Raw genomic sequence first — 23,247 nt, forward strand, 5'->3', positions numbered from 1 at the left:
TTCGATAGAAATTCTGAAAGATTTCTTAATATTGCAATTTATGGTGGAAAGTAATATAATAGACGTGTTGACAGAAATGTCACTCATAGATATTCATTGATATAAGCAGATATGGTTCATCGGTAGAACGCTAGCTTCCCAAGCTGGAAAGGCGGGTTCGACTCCCGTTATCTGCTTTAAATTATTTGTCTGCTTTTATGTATATACCATTCGATTCTATTTAAAATTCTATTTTCTTAAAAATCCCAATTTAAAATAATATATTTGCCCAGGGAGCCGTTGAGGTGCTATGTCAGCCGCCGAACACAAGAAAGGAGGTTGATGCTATGGTTACATACAATGATTTATTTACATTTGTAATTATGCTTTGTACCGTTATGACTCTTGTCATAACTATTTTCAGGCGAAAAAAATAGCGCCCCTGTCCTGGTAAGATAAGGCGCTATTCTAAATAACACTTATTTTCCGGCGGTCATTCTTCATCTGACCAACGGCTCTCTCGTTAAATATATTATATGCATTTTCCAAAAACGTGTCAACACTTTCTAAATCTATCTCTCCATTCTATAATATAAAGGCAAACAGGATTGCGCTTACAAGCGGAATAGTAACCACTGATGCAAGGGTACTGGTGAAGACACAGGCGGATGCCAATGCCTGATCGCCATGGTATTTTGCGGCAAACATGGTCGTACTGGCCGCTGCCGGCATAGCAACAATAATTGCCACAATCCCAATCATAAGTTGATTGGAAATAAACAGCCTCATAATCAGCGCGATGAATATCGGTGCTGCCATCATCCGCAAAACTACTGCCAGATACACCCGCCACATCCGGGTCATGTAGCGCCCAGATGTGAATGCCAGCGCACAGCCAATGGAAACCATACTTAGAGGACTTGTTACCTGATCTACAAATCCCAGAAAATCTTTTAAAAAATCCGGAATCTGGATATTTACCATATAAAAGACACAGGCGGCAACGGAACTGATTACCATTGGCGTCAGGAACACTTTTACATCCAGCGGATGATTTTCATCTTTTTTTACGAATAATGTGACACCATACGTATAGGAAAGTGTTGTAAATACCATATTGACCACAGCCGCATAAAAGATCGCATTTTCATCAAATATAATCCGAATGACCGGATAACCGATAAAAGCAGAATTACTGAACAATATCATGAATTCACAGATTCCTTTCTGGATATCAGGAATCTGGAACAGGCAGGTCAGAATTTTCGACAGAATAATCATTATCAACGCAGCAAAACCTGCCATGATAAGGAGGAGGACAACCTGCCCATTACTCAAGACCCTACTGCTCTTAAAAACGGAATACAAGATTGAACATGGCATCGTCAGATTCAATACGATTTTCGAAAGAAGTCCATTGGAATCTTCATTCATGCATCCTGTCTTTGCACCGATGAAACCAAGTCCTACCGTTAAAAACAGGATTGCCATTTGAGAGATAATCGGTATCATATTCATAACAATATACCTTATCCCTTCCGATATCCCACATCAATATCCACGATATTTTCATAATCTTTCCCCTGCATGTACTTCTCATAATTCTGAACAACAAAATCCAGGATTCTACAGATACTTGGGCTGTCTTGCTCATGTACATTGCCGGATACATGCGGCGTAATCATGACCCTCGGCTGCTTCCACAGCGAATGATATTGCGGCAACGGTTCCGGATCTGTGACATCCAACCCAACTCCCCACAGCATTCCTTCTTTCAGCACTTCCAGAAGATCTTCCGTAACAATCAGATTGCCGCGCCCTACATTGATTAAGATCGCATCCTTTTTCATCAGATGGAGTCGCCTTTTATCCAACAGATGTCGTGTCTCCAAAGTATCCGGAAGACTGCAGGAAACAACATCAGCCAGCGGAAGACATTGATCTAGATCATTCAGCGTAATCATCTCATCAAAATAATCGGGATACTCCCGCTCTCTTCTGCGGATGCCTATGATTTTCTTGACAAAAGGACGCAAACGTTTAGCAAGCTCGCATCCAATATCTCCCGCACCAAGAATCAAAACGGTACTTCCTTCCAGTGTCTTATCAAAACCAGCCATTTTCCACAACCCCCTGGACTGGTGGTTCTGATATTGAGGCAGCCTTTTACACAATGCCAGAATCATCGCCATCTCATGCTCTGCAATGGCAGGCCCATAAGCGCCCGTCATATTGCACAGCACGGCCCCTTGCCGGAACACTTCACACGTCACATACTGTCGAACCCCAGACCACGTGGTCTGCATCCATCTAAGGTTCTGACAAGCATTCAAGTCTTCCGGCTCAGGGTCACCGAGCAATACATCCGCACACTGCAGAGCAGAAATATATTCATCGCGCGTCCAGGAGGAATCACAAAAGACTACATCGCTTTTTCCCTGCGATGCTGCCATAATTCTCTTTCGATACTCTTCATCAAGTGGCAAAAGGACTAATGTATTCTGCATCTTTTTTCCTCCTTTTCGTTTCCTATTATGAGGCCAGATTATTTTGAAACAGCATCCATATTCTTGGTAACAATCACATCACTGTCGAGTCCACAGACATTGGAGATAACGACCTGATTGATCCGTACCGGTGCTGTCAAACGTACTTTTTGGATTTCCTTCATAACATTAAAAATCTCTTTTTTCGGTATTGCTTTCGTCAGGCGCACACTGCACAGCGGCAGCTCAGCCCCTGAAATAGAAACAGTTGTGGCGATTGTTCTTCTCGGATCTTTCAATTCCTGATTAACGTACTCTTCTCCTCGCTTACATAGATTACCGGAGACAATGATCTCTTCTCCTTTTTTCTAAGTCTCAATCACACAGCCATTTGGACATATAATACATGTAAAGGTTCTTTTCTCATCTTTCATATACAGACACCTCTATTTTCTCGTCAGCCTTTATTTTTTCTGCCGGAACTACAAACTGAATCATTTCCGCAGGGTTTGCCTTTGGAAGTTTTACTGTCTTTAATTCCACATCTCCCTGCTTCACTGTCACACAACATTTTTTCAATGGTTTGCGCACACGCATAGACAAGCCAAAGTCTTGCTGTCCACTGACTTTCTGTGGAATCACATGACCAATGGCAGCATCTGGTTCTACCGTAATATCGCATTTCGGCAATTCCCCATCTTTCAGATATGCAGCAACACCATCTGCCAGACGTTCTGCTTCCTGAGAAACGAAATCTACCAGATCATGAACATGAAGAACATTTCCTGCCGCAAAGATTCCCGGTACACCTGTCTGATAATTTTCATCGACAACTGCACCTTTGGTCCTGTTATCCAGAAGAACTCCGGCTTCTATAGACAATTCATTTTCCGGGATCAGGCCTACCGACAATACCAGCGTATCACAGGAGAAGTCTTTCTCCGTTCCTGGGATTGGGCGCATGTTCTCATCCACCTGTACAACGGTCACTCCCTCAATACGTGTATCGCCTTTAATATTGACTACGGAATGACTCAGATATAACGGAATATCATAATCATTCAGGCACTGCTCAATATTACGCGGAAGACCGCTTGGATATGGCAGTACTTCAAACACAGCTTTTACGTGCGCTCCTTCGAGAGTCATACGTCTTGCCATGATCATTCCGATATCACCGGAACCCATAATAATGACCTCTTTACCAACCATTGTGTTAAACAGATTAATGTAACTCTGGGCAACACCTGCATTATAGATCCCAGATGGACGTGAGCCTGGAATTGCCAGCGCACCTCTTGTACGTTCCCGACATCCCATCGTTAAGATCACTGCTTTGGCCTGGACTTGAAGCAGACCATCCTGAGTAGCTGCCGTCACGATCTTATCTCCTGACAGATCTATTACTGTAGCATTGGTAATATAAGGGATCTCCAATTCCTCTACCATATCAATAAAACGCTGTGAATATTCCGGTCCGCTCAATGTCTCACCAAAACGTGTCAGACCAAAGCCATCATGAATACACTGACGCAGAATTCCACCTAATTGCTTTTCTCTTTCAATGATCAGGATATCATCAATTCCCTGCTGTTTTAATTTCACCGCTGCTGCAAGTCCTGCAGGACCACCTCCGATAATTACAACATCATGCTTCTTCATCTGGTCTCACCTCCCCTACGAACATATAGGCATTCTTCTTATTTAAAAGTATCTCTGTCTTGTCTTTATTCAATTCCTGCTGAATCTGTGCCGTGATTCTGGTTTCACAATATCCGCCCTGACAGCGTCCCATGGTTGCACGAGTACGATACTTAATTCCACTGACTGTGCTAACTCCAAGAATATTATGAATTGCCTGCTTGATCTCGGCTTTTGTAACGCATTCACACCGACAGAAGATCTCACCATAATCAGGATTCTTTTTAATCAGTTGATCCTGAACCTCTTTACTCTGTTCTGCAAAACGAACAATTCCTTTACGAACAGGATTAAAATCAGGATTTGATGTAAGTTTTTCTGAATTCTTAATCTTTTCCACGACACGTCTTGCAAGCGGAAGAGCACTTGTAAGACCAGGTGACGTAATACCAACAACATTGACGGTACAAGGAACTTCTTCCTTCGTCTGAATCTGGAAATCCAGTTCTTCATCAGAATCCGGATTCTCAAGTGTCGGGAATACACCTGCATAGTTTCGGATGTAATATTCTTTCCTTACATATGGGAACAATTCCGCGCCCATCTTGCCAAGATGCTGGATCATTCCCTGTGTTGCATCGTAGTTCACATTTTTTCCAATCGTCTCAATGGTAGGTCCTACCAGAATATTTCCATCAATCGTTGGTGTTACATGAACATCAAATGCACCTGCTTCATTCGGTGTCGGATAGATTGGACGGGACAGTTTATCACCAACACGTTTGTCCAGAATAATATATTCTCCTTTTACTCTGCTCGGTTTATAAGAATCATATCCCAGCATCTCTGCAATCTTATAAGAATAAAGTCCTGCACAGTTTACGATCCAACGTGCCGAAACTGTTTCTTGTGTTGTTGCAATTTCGTAACCATCTGCACTCTTTGTGATACCTGTCACCTCATGATCAAAGAAATGTTTTACTCCGTTCATTGCTGCATTTTCTGCTAATGCAATCGTATAGGAGAACGGACAGAGAATTCCGGCAGAAGGTACAAAAATAGCAAATTCTCCCTGCGCATTTGGTTCCATCTCTTTCAATTCGGATTCATCCAACATACGAATTCCCGGAATTCCATTGTCTAATCCACGATCATACAAAGCCATCAGACGCTTCCGTTCCTCTTCTCCAGAACCAACAATGAATTTCCCGCATCGTTTGAACGGTACATCCAACTCTTTTGCTACCTGTTCAAATTCTGCATTTCCTTCCATACAGCATTCCGTACGTAAGGTTCCTCGTTTATGCAGAATTCCTGAATGCAGCAGACCAGTATTGTGTCCGCTGACACCGTTGCAAACATCTAATTCTTTCTCCAACACACAAATCTTAAGCTGATATCGTGAAAGTTCTCTGGCAACGGCATTTCCTACTACTCCACCGCCGATAATGGCGACATCAAATCTTCCATCCATAATCAAACCTCTTTTTCTTCATCCAGATAACCGATCTGTATCGCTCCCATTGGATAGATTGCGACAACCGGATCTTTACCTTTGTACTTTTCCATTAGCTGCTCTAAAATTGTGTCCCAGTCTGGATAGACTTCCGGCACTTTTCCTTTATAAAACTGGCGGATATCTATCCGAGAGACTCCGTCTGAATAGATCATTGTCTGAATTCCTCTTAACTCTTGCGGAGGAATATTATCATCATGCGGAGAGAACAATCTCATTCCCGGGCCAAACAAAGAGTGAAATCCCGGACCTTCGCTGGCTGCTGTCATTGCAACGATCGTTCCATCCTTGCGTACACACGCTTCTTTATGATGCCCCAATACTGCAAAACATGTTCCAATCTGTGAATACTCCGTATCTTTCGGGAACGCCGAAAGCACTGAAATATCTGCATCTGGAACCAATTCTGTTTTCAGTAATTTTGCTGCACTTGCACAGGCTTCTCTGTGTGCTTTGATAAAATGCCCTGCATATGCATCTGCAACTTCCATCTTATTATTCAAGACTACATTCAGTATGAAATCCAATCCTACTTCTCCAACAATATGTTCCATGTTCTTACGCATTGGATTATCAGGATTACAAGTGCTTGTCTTAAATGACATACTCTTACTTTTATCTGAAAAGACAAGAGTATACATCATATCCGTAGAAGATAGCGAATCCATCATCGGTCAGATGACGAAGGTTCTGCTGACGGAATACATCTGCCTGACGCTCTTTTACTGCATCGATGCATCCTTCGTTGTACAGCTTAGCCATGAATTTATCACTCAGTAAGCATGTAGAATAGTATGGGTTGTGATATAACATTACAGGAATATTGATTGAATCATGGATTGCTTTGTAGTGAGCAACTAATTCCTTCTCGTTTGGAGCCATATACCAAGGAGTAACAGCCATGATTCCGTCTGCTCCATCTGATTCTGCTGCCTGAGACATCTTGATAACATCCGTTGTACGGTAAGCACCTGTAGATGCAATTACTTTAATGTTGTTATCATGAGCAGCTTCTATGTATGCTTTATTAATTGCGATCTGTTCATCTGTTGTCAAAGCAGTGATTTCTCCTGTACTTCCAGATGGAATGATACCAGTTACACCATTATCAGCCAAGAATTTGGTCAGTTCTTTGATGGCACTGAAATTAATTGATTCATCCTTGTTAAACGGTGTGATGACTGGGATGTAAATTCCATTAAGTTTTTCTTTCTGCATGATAATCTCTCCTTTTCTTTTTGATTTTTGTTTTTGGGTTGGATTTTTATTTTCGGAATACTTGTTCCAAGTTCAACTTACCACAACATATCAGAAAACACAATAAAAATATTTATTTTTCTAAAAAACTGGTATTTTACACAATAAGTTTTTCTTATTTTTGTCGCTATTGCACATTAATAATTATTATATAGATAAATATTTGACATATTTGCACAACATGTATTATATTATATATACCGAAATATATATTCCATACTCTTTCATATTGACCTAAACAACACAATACAGTACAGAAGGGAGGTTCTTTATGAACATACAGACCCCTAAAAATAACGAAACAATAAAAATGGTAGAACGTGCATTACAAGTTTTGGATTTGTTAAGGGCCCCTAACAGTCGTTTTGGTGTAAATGAAATCGCCAAAAAGTGTGATTTGAACCCTTCAACAACCTTCCGCATTTTAAAAACCCTAGAAAAATCGGGATGGGTATTTCAGTTGAGTGATGACCGATATATCAGTGGTGAAAAACTTAGCTTTATTACAGAGAAGAACAATCTCTATCTTGCTCTTCAGGATGTTGCACTTTTTATCATGCAAGACTATACCGACCAATATGGACAGGCAATGAATCTGATGGTACGAAACGGCAAACATTGCGTAATCATCCAACAATCCCGTACAAATCGATTTGTAGACTATGTGCCGCCAATGCATACTGATCTCCCAATCCACGCCTGCGCAGGAGGAAAGATTCTTTTGTCCTCTCTTCCAATCAACTACGCAGAACGGATCATCAACGCCTGCGAACTGACAAAGCTTACCGAAGATACCATCACAGACACGGAACGATTCTGGCAAGAATTAAGGCAGACAGCCACGCAAGGTTATGCTTTTGATCACAAAGAATCAACAGAAAACGGAAGCTGCATTGCCGTTCCTGTCTATGACCGTGAGGGAACCGTGATTGCTGCAATCTCCTTCAGCGGGTTTATAGGAGTGGAGGACACAGACGATCTCCTCAAATACCTGCCCATCTTGCATGAAGTATCTAACAAAATCTCCCACAGCTTATTTCGCGTGGGTACCGAATATTCTGCCTAAAATCGCAAAAGGAGACTTTTCCATTGAAAAATCTATGTTTGCTGGTATACTAATGTTGTGACAACAGATCCATAATATGAAAAGAGGGACTTGTATGATTTCAACGATTGGATTAAATATAAAAGCATTAAAAAAAGAACCTTTTTCAGGTTCCTATCATGGAATGCGTTTTTATCTGTCAGCTTCTGAAGATACTTTGAACACCTGGGTCTACCCGGAGCCCTGGAGCTTTGAGGTTACACCCGATGAGCAGAAAGAACGGAAAGGATTTGCATTTACCCAGGAAGGATTAGACGAAGCAATTGTCTGGATCAATCAACGTTTTGATGAACAACGGACACATTGGGAACAGATTGACAAGGACAAAATGAAGATCGTCCTTGAAGCATAAAAGTGGCGCAGGAGCTCTGAAAATGTCTCAGATTATCCTGCGCCACTATATTTATTATAAATACTTTCCCTTACTATGCCTGCTGTTCCAGCACTTCTTCTGCGATATTTCGTGCATGGTCGGAAATACGTTCCAGACATACCAGAGCATCCAGGAACACAACACCTGCCTCTGTGTTGCACTGGTTATTCGCAAGACGCTTGATGTGCTTACTTCTAAGCGTAATCTCAAGATCATCTGCCTGCGTCTCTTTTTCAATAACTTTCAGAGCCTTCTCCCGGCTTCTTTCTGTAAATGCTTCATATGCATATTTATAACTATCCGCACATACATCCAGCATTTCTTTCAACTGTGCAGTCCCCACCTCAGAGAAGGACACTTTCTTCTCATACAAGGTCTCCGCAAATTCGGAAATATTTTCGCAGTAGTCACTGATACGCTCAATATCGGAAATCATCTGGAGCAGATGAGCGACATCCTGATGTTCCTTCTCGCTAATCTGCAAAGAACTCAGCTTGATTGCGTAATTTGTGATGCCTGCACTTAATTTATCTACGGTATCTTCTTCTTCCTTCAGAAATTGGATATCTTCTTCTTTTAGTGTAAAGAGTACCTCTTTTGCTACTTCTAAAGACTCTTCCACAATCTTGGCCATACGCGCAACTTCTTTTACCGTTGACTGCAAAGCGATTCCAGGAGTCTCTAAGATACGGTCATCCAGAAGAACAACACTCTGATCCTGTCCATCTTCATCCACACGGCCAATCTTCTTCGCCAGTGTAATAATCCAGCCAGATACTGGGAAGAGAAGCACTGTCGTTCCAATATTGAATGCCGTATGCACCATACTGATCTGTGTCTGACTGATCATTCCTGCTCCCATCGTCGGATTGATAATCTCGAAAAATACAATTGCAAAAACACTAAAAATAACAGATCCAATAATATTAAACAACAGATGCATCAAAGCAGCTGTCTTCGCATTTTTCTTAGCTCCAAGACTTGATAAGATTGCTGTCACACAAGTACCAATATTCTGACCCATGATGATGTAGACTGCTGCGCTGAACGGAACCAGTCCTGCCGCTGCAAGGCTCTGCAGGATACCGACCGAAGCTGAGGAGCTCTGAATCACCGCAGTTACCAACGCACCTGTCAGGATTCCCATAATCGGATTATTTCCTAATGTTACCAGTATTCCACAGAATGCTTCTGATTCCTGCAAAGGCTCTACCGCAGAAGACATGGTTGTAATTCCGATAAAGAGTAGACCAAATCCGATAATGATACTAGATATTTCCTTCGAGGAACGTCTCTTTCCTGTCAGCATGATAACAACACCAAGTATCACTGCGATTGGCGCCAGTTTTGCCGGACTTAAAAACTTTGCCCATTCTACTGCTGATACCAGCCATCCGGTTACCGTCGTACCGACATTGGCACCCATGATGACGCCCATTGCCTGTGTCAGGTTCATGATTCCGGCATTTACAAAACCGACAACCATGACGGTCGTTGCGGATGAGCTCTGAATCACAGCTGTAATTGCCGCTCCCAGAAGAACACCCATCAATTTATTCTTGGTCAGGACCTCCAGCAAAGTCTTCATCTTATTTCCTGCTGCATTTTCCAGGCCCTGAGCCATAATCTGCATACCATAGATGAACATTCCCAATCCACCGACAAATGGTATGATAATGTCTAAGTAATTCATTGGTTTCCTCCTACTAATATATGCACATGTGTTAAACCCACCTTTTTTACAATAACATCTATAAATAGAGAAAACAACAAATTTTTCGATTTTCTTAACAATTCTTTTACTTTTTTCGACCTTTTACTTCTTCATCTTCGGTTCGAAAATCAAGGATGCCAAATAGCCGAAAATCAATGCCGCCGATATTCCCACCGCACTGGCTTTGAAACCTCCCATAAAGATACCGATAAATCCCTCCTGATCCACTGCTTCCTTCACACCTTTCCATAACAGATTGCCAAATCCGGTAAGCGGTACGCTCGCTCCGGCTCCGGCAAACTCCTGAAAAGGCTGGTAGATCTGCAATGCTCCAAGTACCGCCCCGGTACAGACCAAAAGCACCATGACACGCCCCGGCATCAACTTCGTCCTGTCTAATAAAATCTGTACGACGGCACATATCAAGCCGCCGACCCAAAATGCATTTATATAATCCATGTTAACCTCCTAAAGTGGGGACGGGGGTTTTTTCATTTTCCTCCGTCCCAGATGAAAATCTCCGTGTCCCTTTTTCAATTTGCCGTGTCCCCATCAGCAATGTTCGAGTACAATCCCATGTGCAATCCCCGGGACGCTGGCTCCTTCGTTGTAGCTGACGGTGGACATTAGTGCCCCAGTCGGGACAAATAATACTCTTTTCCATTCGCCTTTTTCTATTTTGGGCAGAATATATGCGGACAATGTGGTCGCAGCGCATCCACATCCACTTCCTCCTGCATGGGTATCTTGTAACTGTTGATTGAAGATTGTCATGCCACAGTCCATATGATTGGCTTTAATATCATATCCTTTTCCCCGCATAAGATCGAAAAGAATACTCTGGCCGACGTATCCGAGATCTCCGGTTATGATACGGCTGTAATCTTCTGGTGTACGCTCAAAATCTTCAAGATTTCTTATAATAGTATCGCAGGCAGCCGGTGCCATACACGCTCCCATATTCTGGGAATCTTTCAACCCATAATCAATGATTTTTCCTATGGTGACTCCGGTAATCCTGACATGACTTCTTCTTTTTCCTACGATAAATGCACCGCTTCCCGTCACAGTCCATTGCGCGGACAGTGGTCTTTGGCTTGCATATCCTAATGGGAAACGGAACTCCTTCTCTGCACTGGCGAAGTGGCTGGATGTCACTGCCATCATATATTCTCCATATCCTGCTGCCACACTCATAGACGCCAACGCCAGTGCTTCTCCCGAAGTCGAACATGCTCCGAAAAGTCCGAACATTGGAATCTCCAATTCTTCCACACCCATCGAAGTCGCTACTCCCTGCCTCAAAAGATCTCCCCCGAAAAGATACCGGATGTCTTCTGGCAGCAAATGTGCTTTTTCAAGTGCCAAAAGACAAGCCTCCTTCTGCATAGCACTTTCTGCCGATTCCCAATTATCTTCTCCAAATAAATCCTCTGTCTCTATCAGATCAAACATATTTCCCAGAGGCCCTTCGCCTTCCTTCTTCCCTACCACAGATGCACTGGTAATAAGAAACGGCGACTGCTCAAATGCAATACTTTGTAATCCCTTTTCCATACATTATTCTCACTTTCTTATTGACAATCTATCCATTTTTCCAAGTCAGGCTATACAATACCACTGATTTTCAATATCCAATATCCCAGTCCCAAAAGCCAACTTGTAAAGATTCCATACAAGATAACTGGTCCTGCAATGGTAAATATTTTACAGCCGACTCCCATGACCTGTCCTTCTTTTTTATACTCAATAGCCGGAGCTGCCACTGAGTTGGCGAATCCAGTAATCGGAACCAAAGCACCGGCGCCACCCCATTTTGCGATACTTGGGTAAATATTAAATCCCGTCAAAACCACACTGAGCAGTACCAGAATCATAGAAGTCCAGCCACCGCTGATATCCTTGCCAAGTCCCATCTTCTCACAATAATTTAAGATCGCCTGTCCAATTACACAGATAACACCTCCTACCACAAATGCTTTTGCCATATTTGCAGGGAGATTGTGCACCGGCGTCTTTTGCTTTACATAATTTTCATATGCTTGTTGCTGCTTTTTCTTGTCCACAATTACTTACCTCCATATCATTTCACTATCATATTTTCATCTATTTAAATGGGGACAGGGCAAACCCAAAAAGGGACAGGGATATTTTCATCTGGGACGGGGGAAAATGAAAATACCCCCGTCCCCACCTACCATCTTTCTGCGAAGAATACGAACGCCCCGATTCCTTTGCCAATTGCCATCCCCAGTATAAGGTATTGTATTCCTCTGACCAGCCTGACTCGTCGGATAAAGATGGGGAATACGTTGAGGATTTCTGCCAATGCCATGGCCCAGCACCCCACGAAGATTCCGCCAAACAGACCGAAGACTGGCACCATCCATTCTCCATGTGGGATGGCGATATGGTATATGAAGAAGATATTCCCCAGGATTCCGCCAAGAGCTACGCTGGTCTCGTAGAGAAGAATGTGTTCTCCGGTGTGTGTCCGGTCGGCAAAGTCAGAGATGACGCCGAGACCACTGATAAATGAGAAGAGTCCTCCTGCCACCACTAACCCGGAGCTAAGACCGATGACGGCCAGTATGATCTGTGCTGCCCACATCCAGTTCTTTCTCCTTTCTGGAGTAATTCTCAATCAGGGTGGTCTGAATATCGTTTTCGTATAGCCGCATCTCTACTTCCATAGGTGTTGGATCAACGGTAAACTTTTTCTTCCCAAAATGATTGAAGAACGTCAATATTCCTATAATCAGTCCGATACAATAAGTAAGCTCGAGTATCGTAAATCCATCAGAAGTCTTACCCGTCAGTAATTGGTAGATCTGTGCGAACATCTTGGTGGTGTCTACATCATTGTTAAATGCCATAATAGAAAATGCCGCCCCAATAAAGCTAATGATCACCACTGCCGTAATCTTCGCATAATGCCAGATACCTCCAGAATCTTTTTGCACTTCATAGGTAACAATAAAATCAGTCTCTCCCATATTCTCCACATTGATATTGGGATATTCCTTGTGGATACACTCAATCACCTTTAAGACAGAGACTGCAACCCGATTCTGATTCTTGTTATCCGTGTGATGAAATTTTAGCAATTTTATAGTGTTTAGTTTGGGTACAATATGTGGATTCGAACATTCCATGGTCAGCACATCTCCCAACGTAACATCTGGGTTGCTCACCTCCACATCCCGGTCTGCCTTAATGTATACTGTCTCATTACTGCCCGCCATCTCTATCTTCCGTCCTCCACAATCTCTTCCTCCAGACGGACCAGCGTCCCTTCACTGACATTATTCTGTTCTCTTACACTTCCAAAATAATAGATGCACCCAACAATGACTGCCACTGCCACAACGCAGATCAGGCATACCCTGAGCTTTTTCCTTGCCTCATCCATACGATCCACCTCTTCATTCTTTTTGCAGATTAGTATGGATGATTTCAGAAAAAAATATACATGGTATGCCTGTTATATTCGTTCCCGCAGATTTTTCAATATTTTCTTTTCCATTCGCGACACCTGAACCTGCGAGATTCCCAATGTCTTTCCGACCTGGGATTGCGTCTGATTGGCAAAATAGCGCAGATAGATCAGTTGTCGTTCTTCTTTGTCCAGATAGGCCAGCAGCTGTTGTAACAGCATGTGATCCAGAATCCGGTCTTCGTTCCCTTCTTTTTCAGGCAGCTTGTCCATTAGACGGATCTCCTGCCCTTCTTTCTGGAAAATCGGTTTGTGCAGGGATTCAATATCGCTGTTGGCATCCAGCGCCATGGTAAGTTCTTCTCTCTCCACGCCAAGCTGCTCTGCAATCTCTGTGACCGTCGGATCCCTCCCCCATTGTTCCTGCAGTTTTTCCTGACAAATATATGCCTTGTACGCCAGTTCCTTCAGAGAGCGACTGACCTTGATCATACCGTCATCCCTTAAGAATCGTTTGATCTCCCCCGAGATCATTGGCACCGCATAGGTGGAGAACTTAACATCGTAAGTCAGATCAAACTTATCAATTGCTTTTAAAAGTCCGATATTCCCCACCTGGAAGAGATCCTCTGCCTCGACACCCCGATTATAGAACCGCTTCACAATACACCAGACAAGACCTGCATTTTCCTCCACTAATCGTGCTCTTGCTTCTTCATCCCCTTCGTGAGATCTCTGAATCAAAGCGATTGTGTGGTCCATAATCTCCGTCCTTTTCCAATTGTTTTTTCCATCTTGACCGTCGTCCCCTTCCCAGGAGCAGATACGACTTCCAGATGATCCATGAAGGCCTCCATAAAAGAGAACCCCATTCCAGAACGATCCAGCTCTGGTTTTGTTGTGAACATCGGCTCCATCGCCTGCTGCACATCCTCAATTCCTTTTCCTTCATCCGATATCTCCAGATAAAGCGTCTTATCCTCAGTACGGCAACGGATACAGATGTTATGTACCTCATTTTCATATCCATGAATGATTGCATTGGTCACTGCCTCAGAGACCGCCGTCTTCACATCGGATACTTCTTCCACCGTCGGATTCAGCGCTGTCATAAATGCCGCCACTGCCACTCTGGCAAATGATTCGTTGGATGAGCGGCTGTCAAAGATTAACTGCATCTCATTGGTATGTTCCATCTACTTATCCTCCTCATATATCTGCATAATTTTGGTTACTCCTGACATCGTCAATATCTTCTTCATTCTTTCATTGGCATGCACTGCACACACCTCTCCTCCCAGCATATAGATTCGTTTATAACGCCCCATGATCACACCGATTCCGGAACTGTCCATAAAATTCGTCTCCGCAAAATCAAAGATGACATACCGGATATGATTGTGTTCAATTAAGTGATCGGATTCCTTCCTGATCTCTTCGGCATTGTGGTGATCCAATTCTCGGGGCAGGAACACCGTCAGACAATTCTCCTGTACCTGATACTTCATATTCGTCTCCTTCCTCAAAGCTGTTCTATACGTAAAAAAGAACAGAAAAAAGGACATGCACATATTATTATGCATATCCTTTTCTTTTGTATATAAAACTCCCTATTCTTCTGTACCGTCTGCATTACCACCGGAATTCTGCGCATCCAGAGCTTCCTGAGCCGCCCTTGCCGCATCTGTATCCGGATAATCTTCGATAATCTTCTGATACTTCATATTCGCCTGATCCTGGTCACCCTTCTTCTCATAGGACTGTGCCAACAAAAGCATTGCTGCCCCGTCATTATAGCCTGCATCCATCTGCATGACCTGTTCCAGATTGGTAATTGCCGTATCATAATTGGCAACTTCATAATTCTGCTGGGATGTTGCAAATAGATTCGAACACATTCTTGGATATAACTCCGATGTAATCTCTTCAAACTTATCCCTTCCAACTGTCCCCAGCGAATCTGCATTCACCTTCAGAAGCTCCTCCAGCATAGCGGCATCACTCATATCCCCTGCCCGGTAATGGGCTGCAATCGACATCACAATCTCATAACTGCTCTGCGTGGATTCTGCCGTGGCCTGCGCGTTCTGCGTCTCTTCACTGGTAGAGCGGTATTCTTCCAGTTCTTTTTTCAGTGCGCTGATCTGCGCCTCCTGAGTGGCAATCTTATCACTGAATTCCACCGTCTGCTGATTCACCTTTTCCTGCCGGGAAGCGTTCATCGCCGGCATGATTAAAAACCACATCACAGCCACGCCTACCAATACACCCAGTGCAATATTCGCAACACTGTGCAGCCCGGCATTATCCTTATAACTGGAAGATACCGGTTGAATAATAGTCTCATTACCAATATTGTAGGTAACAGTATGCTTTTCCTTCTTGTCTTTTTCCTTGATCTTCACCGTCCTTGCCTTACGGATCTGATTCAATTCATGCATGTATCGCAGGGTAATCTCATTCGTCGTATCCAGCTTATGAGCGGCACGGATGGATTGCCTTGCTTCTCCATATTGTTCCGTCTTGATATAGAGCAACGCCAGAAGCTGATGCGCTTTTACGAACGTCGGATGGGCAGCCACAGCCTTTTTCAGCTGAATGATCGCCAGGTCCTCACCATTCTGCTGACAGTAGAGCAAAGCCTGATTATATCTACGGATCGCCTGGTTGATCATCTCCAGTTCTTCCTGAGACTCCCGGACTTTCTGAATATAGTAATTAGCAATGTTCTCATGAGACTGAAAATTCTTACTCAAGACCCACTCTACCAACGCTTCTACAATATCTCCTCGCCCATAATACACAAGCCCCAGCAGATTCCTGGATGCAATATTCCCTCTATTATACTGTAAACTCTTCTTCAAAGATGCAATTGCACCGGACAAATCTCGAATCTTCGCTTTCTTCAATCCATCATTATACCAGTACATGGACTGGTAAGACAATTTTGTTGTATAATCCATATACTACCCTCGTACCCCTTCAACTACTTGGTTTGTTCAATCATCTCTCGTAAAATATCCGTCATGTCTGTCAGATCTTCCTGATAGACAGCGTCCTCTATATCCTCTACTTCCAGACTCGGCTGGAACTTCTTTAACTCTTCTTCAAAATTTAGCATGGTAACCGCCTCCTTCCAACAGCTTCTTTACCATTCCCGCAAGGTACAGGGAACCCAGGCAATAGACATCACCGTGTTCACCCCTCTGCTTCTCTGCCGCCTTAAGTGCATCCACTATATCCACTTCACAGATAACCGGCTTCGTCGTATATCTCCTAAACACCTGTCCCAGTTCTTCTGCTGGGACCTTTCTCGCGTCTTCAATCTCCGTAATCACATAGGCTTTCGCATTGAGATTCTCACACAGATAAGCAATCATCTGCTCATACTTCTTGTCACTCACTGCAGAGAACAGAATCACCGGACCTTCTCCTTCATCCGCGCCAAGTGCTTTCATACTCTCTACAAATGCCTCGATTGCTCCGGGATTGTGGGCACCATCAATCACAAGATGCGGTGCCGCCTGCTCCATTCTGCCTTCCCAGTGAATCGAAGCAAGTGCCTTCTGCCACCGGTCTTCATGGATAACTTCTCCTTGCAACAGATATTCCGCTGCTTCCAGTGCAATCTCTGCATTCATTGCCTGATAGCATCCACAGATCGGCACCTGATAGATAACATCTTTATCATACGCATTCGCCCGTGAAAATGCAATATGTTTCCGGGTAACTTCTTGGATTTCGAACGCATTTTTCGATATTTCTCTACAAGGAGCCCCCTGCTTACGGGCTGTCTGACGGATGACCTCAGTAGCTTTTGGATTGCTCCCGTCATAGAAGATCGGGACTCCACGCTTGATAATTCCAGCCTTTTCAGCTGCAATTTCTTCAATCGTATCTCCCAGAATTGCCGTGTGATCAAGACTGATCGACGTAATAATAGAAAGTGCAGGCTGTGGGATGGAATTCGTCGCATCCAGCCTGCCACCCAGACCAGTCTCCAAAATAATGTATTCCACATCCGTACCGGCAAATGCTTTCATACCCATCCCCAGTAAAAATTCAAAATAAGAGGGATGTGCAATTCCCTCTTCTTCCATCTGTCTTACGACTTCCAGCACCTGCAGAAATACCCGAAGAAACGTCTCATTATCTATCTGTGTATGGTCTACTTGTATCCGCTCGTTGACAGATACAAGATGAGGGGAAGTAAAGAATCCTGTTCTTTTCCCCTCTGCCATTAAGATTGCCTGCAAATACGCACACACAGAACCTTTCCCGTTGGTCCCTGCCACATGAATAATCTTCCGGTCCATACCCGGATCACCAAGTCTTCGCAAGAATTCTCTGGTATGTTCCTGCGTGTGCTTTTGCGTAAATTTTGGTATTTCTTCGATATAAGCAGTCGCTTCCTCATATGTGAATGACTCTTTTATCATCTTACTCTTCTTCCTCTTCTGCCTGCTCAACCCAGGATCTTGTCTTATCGGTCGCAGTTCCTTCCTGAACCTTTAATTCACCATCTTGATAAATATATTCATCCGACTTGCGGAACAATGTATTGCTTGATCCCATCTGCTGAACTACGATCACATCGCCGTCTTGCAATTCAATATCTGAGATATCAATTCGCGTATTGTTCAAGAATGAACTCTTCTGCTTTTCTCCATTGACATATACCTTACTTGACTTTGTAAAGTTCTCGCCGTACAGGCTGTAACCGCTCTTTAGATGTGGCACAATATTCGTCAGCGTCACATCCCGGACACCCATGACCATATGTCCTTTTGTAATCGGTTCTTCTCCGTCATACACGTACTGATTGCCATATAAGATATCATATTGCAGAAGTTCCAGATCTGCCAGATAATTCTTGGTCTGTCTTCTTTCCTGATGATAATTGAACACGGTACCGGAATGAATATCCAGACGCTCAAATACATCCGCCATAATCTGGTAAGACGCAATGTTACGATCCACTTTCTCCAGACCAATATTATCCCAGATCACATAATTCGTGTTATACAGGTAACGTCCTTTTAGATCTTCAGCTTTTAATCCCATCGTCGGAAGATGATCTCCATAGAATACAATAACCGTCGGTTCTCCACGCTCTTCGATTGCTTTGACCAGATTGCCTGCAAACTGATCCATCTCATAGACCTGATTTACATAGTATTCCCATTTATTTTTCAGGCCTTCATCTTCAATTCCTTCTATGGTAATCGTCGGATTCTCCAGGACCTTCTCTTCTGGATAATCCCCATGTCCCTGTACACTGACACCAAACACAAAATCCTGCTGCTCAGTGGTATCCATCGCTTCCAGAATATGTTGAATCAGAATATCATCCTTAGCCCATCCATTTTCCGTAGTCTGTAAGATATTCATAAATTCCTTACTGGTAAATGTATCAAACCCGATATTATTATACACCTTCGCACGGCTATAGAAGTTTCCTCCATTATTATGAAGTCCGTGAGTTCCATAGCCTAATGCCGCCAATGCTGTCGCGGCACTCTCACATGTCTGATTCTTTAATACCGTCTTATATGGGTATTCACCTGGTCCAAAATATCTCATATTCATACCCGTCAGCACTTCAAACTCCGTATTCGCCGTACCGGCACCTACAGAAGGTACTTTGAAATAACCAGATGAATAATTATTATACATCTCATGCAGATTCGGGCATGGATCCTGAGATGTTGTAAAGAATTCTGCCTCATCCACATCAAAATACGACTCTAACTGAATAAAGATAATATTCGGCTTTTCTTCATCCGACAATCCTGTCTCACTCTTTGTAATCTCGCCGTTATTGCTGATCTCTGCAATGGTCTCTTCGTTATAATCATTTGGCTCATTAATTCCTGTATTGAACAGACTGGCCATAAAGCAGTATGGAAGACCGTAATCTTCATACGCAAAGGCGATGTTTCCAAAATAAGTTGATACTACCCTCTTTTCCACAGCCAGATCTGAGATGACTCCATAAGATACTGCGCAGATAATGATCCCAATCAGCGCCCATACACGGTGAAGCTTGCCTTCATACTGTCCGCCGCGTTTCCACATGGATATGATCCAGATAATGACTGCCACAATTCCGACAGCCAGAATAATCAATTCAAACCCATTGAAATAATTATTGATCAGCGCAGTCGCATCCTTTGCCATTTTAAGATCCTGTGCATTAAAAGGCGTAACTCGCTTCATAAGCATATATCCGTTGGCAATTCCCAGCACCATCCACAGGACACTGATGATAATACGTACAAACACCCGGCGTTTGAACAGATATACCACAGAAAATGTTATAAATATCATAAATGCATTGTACAGGAACACCACCGGTGTCCCTGTCATATATCCCCACGCTTCCGCGGCAGAATGTCTGGAAATCGCTTCGATCGCGAAATTAATGATGCACGCAAGTAATGCGTGAAATACCAGTGAAAATCGATTCATAAAACGATAGACTGGCTTCATTTTTTTAGCAAAAGCACTGTTGCGCCGCTCCTCTATAATACGTGCACGCCGCTCCTTTTTTGCTTTCCAATATTCCCTCACATCTTCCTTTTTCAGATTCTTCAGTTTATGAATTGCCCCTTTCACATCAGGCTTCTTAAAATGAATTTTCTTCATAATATCCCCTTATGACTGTTTTGCTTTTAATCCTTCCAGCCGTTCTTTTACTTGTTCCATCATCTGTTTGTATGTCTCAAGTTTGTCTCTTTCTTCCTGCACCTTTGCCGCTGGTGCTTTGCTTACGAATTTTTCATTATTCAACATTCCAGACGCACGAGCGATTTCTTTCGTCAGACGTGCCTCTTCCTTCGTCAGACGCTCGATTTCCTGTTCGAAATCAATCAACTCTTCTAACGGTACATATGCGGTTGCATCTGGTACTACGATGGATACTGCATCCTCTGCAATTCCAGTCTTATCGTGCTGAATAACAAAATCATTTGCTGCTACCATCATAACCGCAGACTGTTTCAGGGACTCAAGTCCCTTACAGAGCATCTCGTCCTCACATACAATATATACTTTTGTTTTTCTGGAATTCGGTACATTCATCTCTGCACGAACATTACGGACACCTTTGACGATTGCTTTGAGATGTTCCGCAATATTCTCTGCATCTGCAAAATTAAGCTTTTCATCATATACCGGCCAGTCGGATAACATCAGTGACTCTTCTTCCGGACAAACCTTTCCATATATTTCCTCTGTCACGAAAGGCATGAACGGATGCAGCAGTTTCAATGACTTCTTCAGTACTTCCCGTAATGTCCACATTGCATCATTTGCACTCTGTGCATCTTCATCCGCATGATAAATACGGTATTTTGCCAGCTCAATGTACCAGTCACAGAACTCATCCCAGATGAAATCATATACTTTCTGAAGTGCGATTCCAAGCTCGAACTTATCCATATTCTCCGTTACATCTTTTACCAGATTATTACATCTGGACAGAATCCAGCAGTCAGCTGGACGAAGTGTGATATCTACCGGCTCAGTGATCTCTTTGCCTTCAATATTCATCAGGATAAAACGAGACGCATTCCATACCTTATTCGCAAAATTACGGCTGGCTTCCACCCTTTCATTATAAAAACGCATATCATTACCAGGTGCATTTCCCGTGATCAATGTCATACGCAATGCATCAGCACCGTACTGATCAATAATCTCCAGTGGGTCAATACCATTTCCAAGAGATTTACTCATCTTACGTCCCTGAGAGTCTCTTACCAGACCGTGGATGAATACGGTATGGAATGGTGATTTTCCAGTGTGTGCATATCCAGAGAACACCATACGGATTACCCAGAAGAAGATAATATCGTATCCAGTTACCAGAACATCTGTCGGATAGAAATAATCCAGGTCTTCCGTCTGATCCGGCCATCCCAGAGTAGAGAACGGCCATAATGCAGAACTGAACCAGGTATCCAGTGTATCTTCATCCTGTGTGAAATGTGTACATCCGCACTTCGGACATTTTTCCGGCATGCCCCTGGAAACTACGATCTCACCACACTCGTCACAGTAATATGCAGGAATTCTGTGTCCCCACCAGATCTGTCTGGATATACACCAATCGCGGATATTCTCCAGCCAGTGCAGATATATTTTATCAAAACGCTCTGGTACAAACTTCAGGTCACCGTTCTTTACAGCTTCGATAGCTGGTTTTGCCAACTCTTCCATTCTTACGAACCACTGCTGTTTTACCATTGGCTCAACGGTTGTGTGACATCTGTCGTGAGTTCCTACATTATGAGAATGTGGAACAACCTTTACCAGATATCCCTGCTCTTCCAGATCTTTTACCATAGCTTTTCTTGCCTCATAACGATCCATTCCGGCATACTTGCCGCCTTTTTCGTTAATTGTAGCATCATCATTCAGAACATTGATCTCTTCCAGATTGTGGCGTTTTCCAACTTCAAAGTCGTTCGGGTCGTGTGCCGGTGTAATCTTAACTGCACCTGTTCCGAATTCTTTATCAACATAATAATCCGCAACGATTGGAATCTCACGATTCACCAGCGGAAGTATGGCTTTCTTGCCAACGATATCTTTATATCTCTCATCATCCGGATGTACTGCGATCGCAGTATCACCAAGCATGGTCTCAGGACGTGTAGTAGCAATCTCCAGGAAATCATCGGTACCAACGATTGGGTACTTAATATGCCAGAAGAATCCATCCTGTTCTTCATGTTCCACTTCCGCATCAGAAAGGGAGGTCTTACATACTGGACACCAGTTGATGATTCTGGATCCTCTGTAGATATATCCTTCTTCATATAACTTAATAAATACTTCTTCTACCGCCTTGGAACATCCTTCGTCCATCGTGAAACGCTCTCTGTCCCAATCACAGGAGACACCCAGCTTCTTCAGCTGTCCTTCGATGGTTCCTGCGTATTCTTCCTTCCACTGCCAGGTTCTCTCCAAGAACTTCTCACGTCCCAGTTCTTTCTTATCAATACCTTCTTCTTTCAACTGGTTCGTTACCTTAACCTCTGTAGAGATTGCGGCATGGTCAGTTCCCGGCACCCACAATGTGTTGTAGCCCTGCATTCTCTTATAACGAATCAGGATATCCTGTAAAGTATTGTCGAGCGCATGGCCCATGTGCAGCTTACCGGTGATATTCGGCGGCGGCATAACAGTTGTAAATGGTTTACGGCTTCTGTCTACTTCAGCGTGAAAATACTTGTTCTCACACCATTTTTCATACAATTTTGGCTCAATCTCTTTCGGATTGTAAGTCGTCTCAAGCTTCTGGCTCATAATTTCCTCCTCACCTCATAAATAAGTTCACATTATTTTCACATTTAAGGGCGAAAAAAAACGCCCTCTACAAAACGTAAAGGGCGACTGTCATCGCGGTACCACCTTTATTTATATAGTAGAAATACCTTCTATATATCTCATCATATTCTATAACGGGAACGACTCCGGGATGGCCTAATATTCTACCTGATCCTCACTTGATCCTGTGATCACTCTCACGAATATCCGCGGTCATTGTCGCAATAGTTCAGCCATCCGGCTCCAAAGCTACCTTCTGCATCCTACTTCCTTAAGCGCCTCTCAACCAGTGGGCTGCTCTCTCTGTCAGGGCAATCATGCATACTCCTCTTCTTCAATGCCTTTATTTCTTAAATTGAACTAATGACTATCATAGCCATCAAAGTAACGTTTGTCAAGAAGTT

Annotated in this window: 24 protein-coding genes, 1 tRNA gene and 1 other annotated feature; of the genes, 3 read left to right on the forward strand and 22 right to left on the reverse strand. The window is 43.2% G+C overall.

What is annotated here, in order from left to right; genetic code table 11:
• Positions 1-105: 105 nt before the first annotated feature.
• Positions 106-176 (forward strand) — tRNA-Gly (locus tag ACQRD1_RS00595).
• 388 nt (positions 177-564) lie between these two features.
• Here ACQRD1_RS00595 and ACQRD1_RS00600 read toward each other — a convergent pair.
• The 7 genes from ACQRD1_RS00600 to ACQRD1_RS00630 all read right to left on the reverse strand — a co-directional run bounded on the left by ACQRD1_RS00600 (position 565) and on the right by ACQRD1_RS00630 (position 6,840).
• Complete coding sequence (locus ACQRD1_RS00600; RefSeq protein ID WP_427744738.1) at positions 565-1,497, reverse strand: AEC family transporter; 933 nt, start codon at positions 1,495-1,497, stop codon at positions 565-567.
• A gap of 11 nt (positions 1,498-1,508) precedes the next feature.
• Positions 1,509-2,486 carry a D-2-hydroxyacid dehydrogenase gene (locus tag ACQRD1_RS00605; protein WP_235232255.1) on the reverse strand — a complete coding sequence of 326 codons (978 nt, stop codon included), beginning with the start codon at positions 2,484-2,486 and terminating at the stop codon, positions 1,509-1,511.
• Positions 2,487-2,524: 38 nt separating this feature from the next.
• Positions 2,525-2,818, reverse strand: coding sequence for a DUF1667 domain-containing protein (locus ACQRD1_RS00610; RefSeq protein WP_427786813.1), 294 nt, complete (start codon positions 2,816-2,818; stop codon positions 2,525-2,527).
• A 70-nt stretch (positions 2,819-2,888) separates the two neighbouring features.
• Positions 2,889-4,127: an NAD(P)/FAD-dependent oxidoreductase gene (locus tag ACQRD1_RS00615; protein ID WP_427760801.1), complete on the reverse strand. Its 1,239-nt coding sequence runs from the start codon at positions 4,125-4,127 to the stop codon at positions 2,889-2,891.
• Positions 4,114-5,580, reverse strand: coding sequence for an NAD(P)/FAD-dependent oxidoreductase (locus tag ACQRD1_RS00620; RefSeq protein WP_235232259.1), 1,467 nt, complete (start codon positions 5,578-5,580; stop codon positions 4,114-4,116). Before ACQRD1_RS00620 ends, ACQRD1_RS00615 begins: the two co-directional genes overlap by 14 nt.
• Positions 5,581-5,582: 2 nt before the next feature.
• On the reverse strand, positions 5,583-6,227 hold the full coding sequence (locus tag ACQRD1_RS00625; RefSeq protein ID WP_235232260.1) for a hypothetical protein: 645 nt from the start codon (positions 6,225-6,227) through the stop codon (positions 5,583-5,585).
• Between the two features lie 10 nt (positions 6,228-6,237).
• The gene (locus tag ACQRD1_RS00630; RefSeq protein WP_235232261.1) at positions 6,238-6,840 is read right to left on the reverse strand and encodes a dihydrodipicolinate synthase family protein; all 603 of its coding nucleotides are present in this window, start codon (positions 6,838-6,840) and stop codon (positions 6,238-6,240) included.
• A 310-nt stretch (positions 6,841-7,150) separates the two neighbouring features.
• Here ACQRD1_RS00630 and ACQRD1_RS00635 point away from each other — a divergent pair, with 310 nt between their 5' ends.
• A complete protein-coding gene (locus ACQRD1_RS00635; protein ID WP_235232262.1) occupies positions 7,151-7,945 on the forward strand; it encodes an IclR family transcriptional regulator in 795 nt (264 codons plus the stop codon).
• Between the two features lie 94 nt (positions 7,946-8,039).
• Entirely contained in the window at positions 8,040-8,336 is a 297-nt protein-coding gene (locus ACQRD1_RS00640; RefSeq protein WP_427786773.1) for a GNAT family acetyltransferase, read from the forward strand.
• A gap of 73 nt (positions 8,337-8,409) precedes the next feature.
• Here the strand turns inward: ACQRD1_RS00640 and ACQRD1_RS00645 are convergent, their stop codons facing one another.
• The 15 genes from ACQRD1_RS00645 to ACQRD1_RS00715 form a co-directional block, all read right to left on the reverse strand.
• Positions 8,410-10,050 carry a Na/Pi cotransporter family protein gene (locus ACQRD1_RS00645; RefSeq protein WP_235232264.1) on the reverse strand — a complete coding sequence of 547 codons (1,641 nt, stop codon included), beginning with the start codon at positions 10,048-10,050 and terminating at the stop codon, positions 8,410-8,412.
• A gap of 123 nt (positions 10,051-10,173) precedes the next feature.
• Complete coding sequence (spoVAE, locus tag ACQRD1_RS00650) at positions 10,174-10,530, reverse strand: stage V sporulation protein AE (protein ID WP_235232265.1); 357 nt, start codon at positions 10,528-10,530, stop codon at positions 10,174-10,176.
• A gap of 93 nt (positions 10,531-10,623) precedes the next feature.
• Positions 10,624-11,628: a stage V sporulation protein AD gene (locus ACQRD1_RS00655; protein ID WP_235232266.1), complete on the reverse strand. Its 1,005-nt coding sequence runs from the start codon at positions 11,626-11,628 to the stop codon at positions 10,624-10,626.
• A 50-nt stretch (positions 11,629-11,678) separates the two neighbouring features.
• Entirely contained in the window at positions 11,679-12,137 is a 459-nt protein-coding gene (locus ACQRD1_RS00660; protein ID WP_235232267.1) for a SpoVA/SpoVAEb family sporulation membrane protein, read from the reverse strand.
• Between the two features lie 128 nt (positions 12,138-12,265).
• Entirely contained in the window at positions 12,266-12,682 is a 417-nt protein-coding gene (locus ACQRD1_RS00665) for a stage V sporulation protein AB (protein WP_235232268.1), read from the reverse strand.
• A complete protein-coding gene (locus tag ACQRD1_RS00670) occupies positions 12,642-13,316 on the reverse strand; it encodes a stage V sporulation protein AA (protein WP_235232269.1) in 675 nt (224 codons plus the stop codon). The genes ACQRD1_RS00665 and ACQRD1_RS00670 overlap by 41 nt, the downstream gene beginning before the upstream one ends.
• Before the next feature lie 2 nt (positions 13,317-13,318).
• Positions 13,319-13,483 carry a hypothetical protein gene (locus ACQRD1_RS00675; RefSeq protein WP_235232270.1) on the reverse strand — a complete coding sequence of 55 codons (165 nt, stop codon included), beginning with the start codon at positions 13,481-13,483 and terminating at the stop codon, positions 13,319-13,321.
• Positions 13,484-13,555: 72 nt separating this feature from the next.
• A complete protein-coding gene (locus ACQRD1_RS00680; protein ID WP_235232271.1) occupies positions 13,556-14,269 on the reverse strand; it encodes a SigF/SigG family RNA polymerase sporulation sigma factor in 714 nt (237 codons plus the stop codon).
• The gene (gene spoIIAB, locus ACQRD1_RS00685; RefSeq protein WP_235232272.1) at positions 14,248-14,703 is read right to left on the reverse strand and encodes an anti-sigma F factor; all 456 of its coding nucleotides are present in this window, start codon (positions 14,701-14,703) and stop codon (positions 14,248-14,250) included. The genes ACQRD1_RS00680 and spoIIAB overlap by 22 nt, the downstream gene beginning before the upstream one ends.
• Complete coding sequence (locus ACQRD1_RS00690; protein ID WP_235232273.1) at positions 14,704-15,015, reverse strand: STAS domain-containing protein; 312 nt, start codon at positions 15,013-15,015, stop codon at positions 14,704-14,706.
• Between the two features lie 102 nt (positions 15,016-15,117).
• A complete protein-coding gene (locus ACQRD1_RS00695; protein ID WP_427786774.1) occupies positions 15,118-16,470 on the reverse strand; it encodes a tetratricopeptide repeat protein in 1,353 nt (450 codons plus the stop codon).
• A 23-nt stretch (positions 16,471-16,493) separates the two neighbouring features.
• Positions 16,494-16,628 carry a hypothetical protein gene (locus tag ACQRD1_RS00700; protein ID WP_004607343.1) on the reverse strand — a complete coding sequence of 45 codons (135 nt, stop codon included), beginning with the start codon at positions 16,626-16,628 and terminating at the stop codon, positions 16,494-16,496.
• Positions 16,615-17,946, reverse strand: coding sequence for a bifunctional folylpolyglutamate synthase/dihydrofolate synthase (locus ACQRD1_RS00705; RefSeq protein WP_427786775.1), 1,332 nt, complete (start codon positions 17,944-17,946; stop codon positions 16,615-16,617). Before ACQRD1_RS00705 ends, ACQRD1_RS00700 begins: the two co-directional genes overlap by 14 nt.
• 1 nt (position 17,947) lies before the next feature.
• A complete protein-coding gene (locus ACQRD1_RS00710; RefSeq protein WP_235232276.1) occupies positions 17,948-20,155 on the reverse strand; it encodes an LTA synthase family protein in 2,208 nt (735 codons plus the stop codon).
• Positions 20,156-20,164: 9 nt separating this feature from the next.
• Positions 20,165-22,822 (reverse strand): valine--tRNA ligase, encoded by a 2,658-nt coding sequence (locus ACQRD1_RS00715; protein ID WP_427786776.1) that lies wholly within the window; start codon positions 22,820-22,822, stop codon positions 20,165-20,167.
• Positions 22,823-22,898: 76 nt separating this feature from the next.
• Positions 22,899-23,190 (reverse strand) — a binding site (T-box leader).
• Between the last annotated feature and the right edge of the window lie 57 nt (positions 23,191-23,247).

The organism is Bariatricus sp. SGI.019 (genome assembly GCF_050315235.1).
GTDB lineage: Bacteria > Bacillota > Clostridia > Lachnospirales > Lachnospiraceae > JAFBIX01.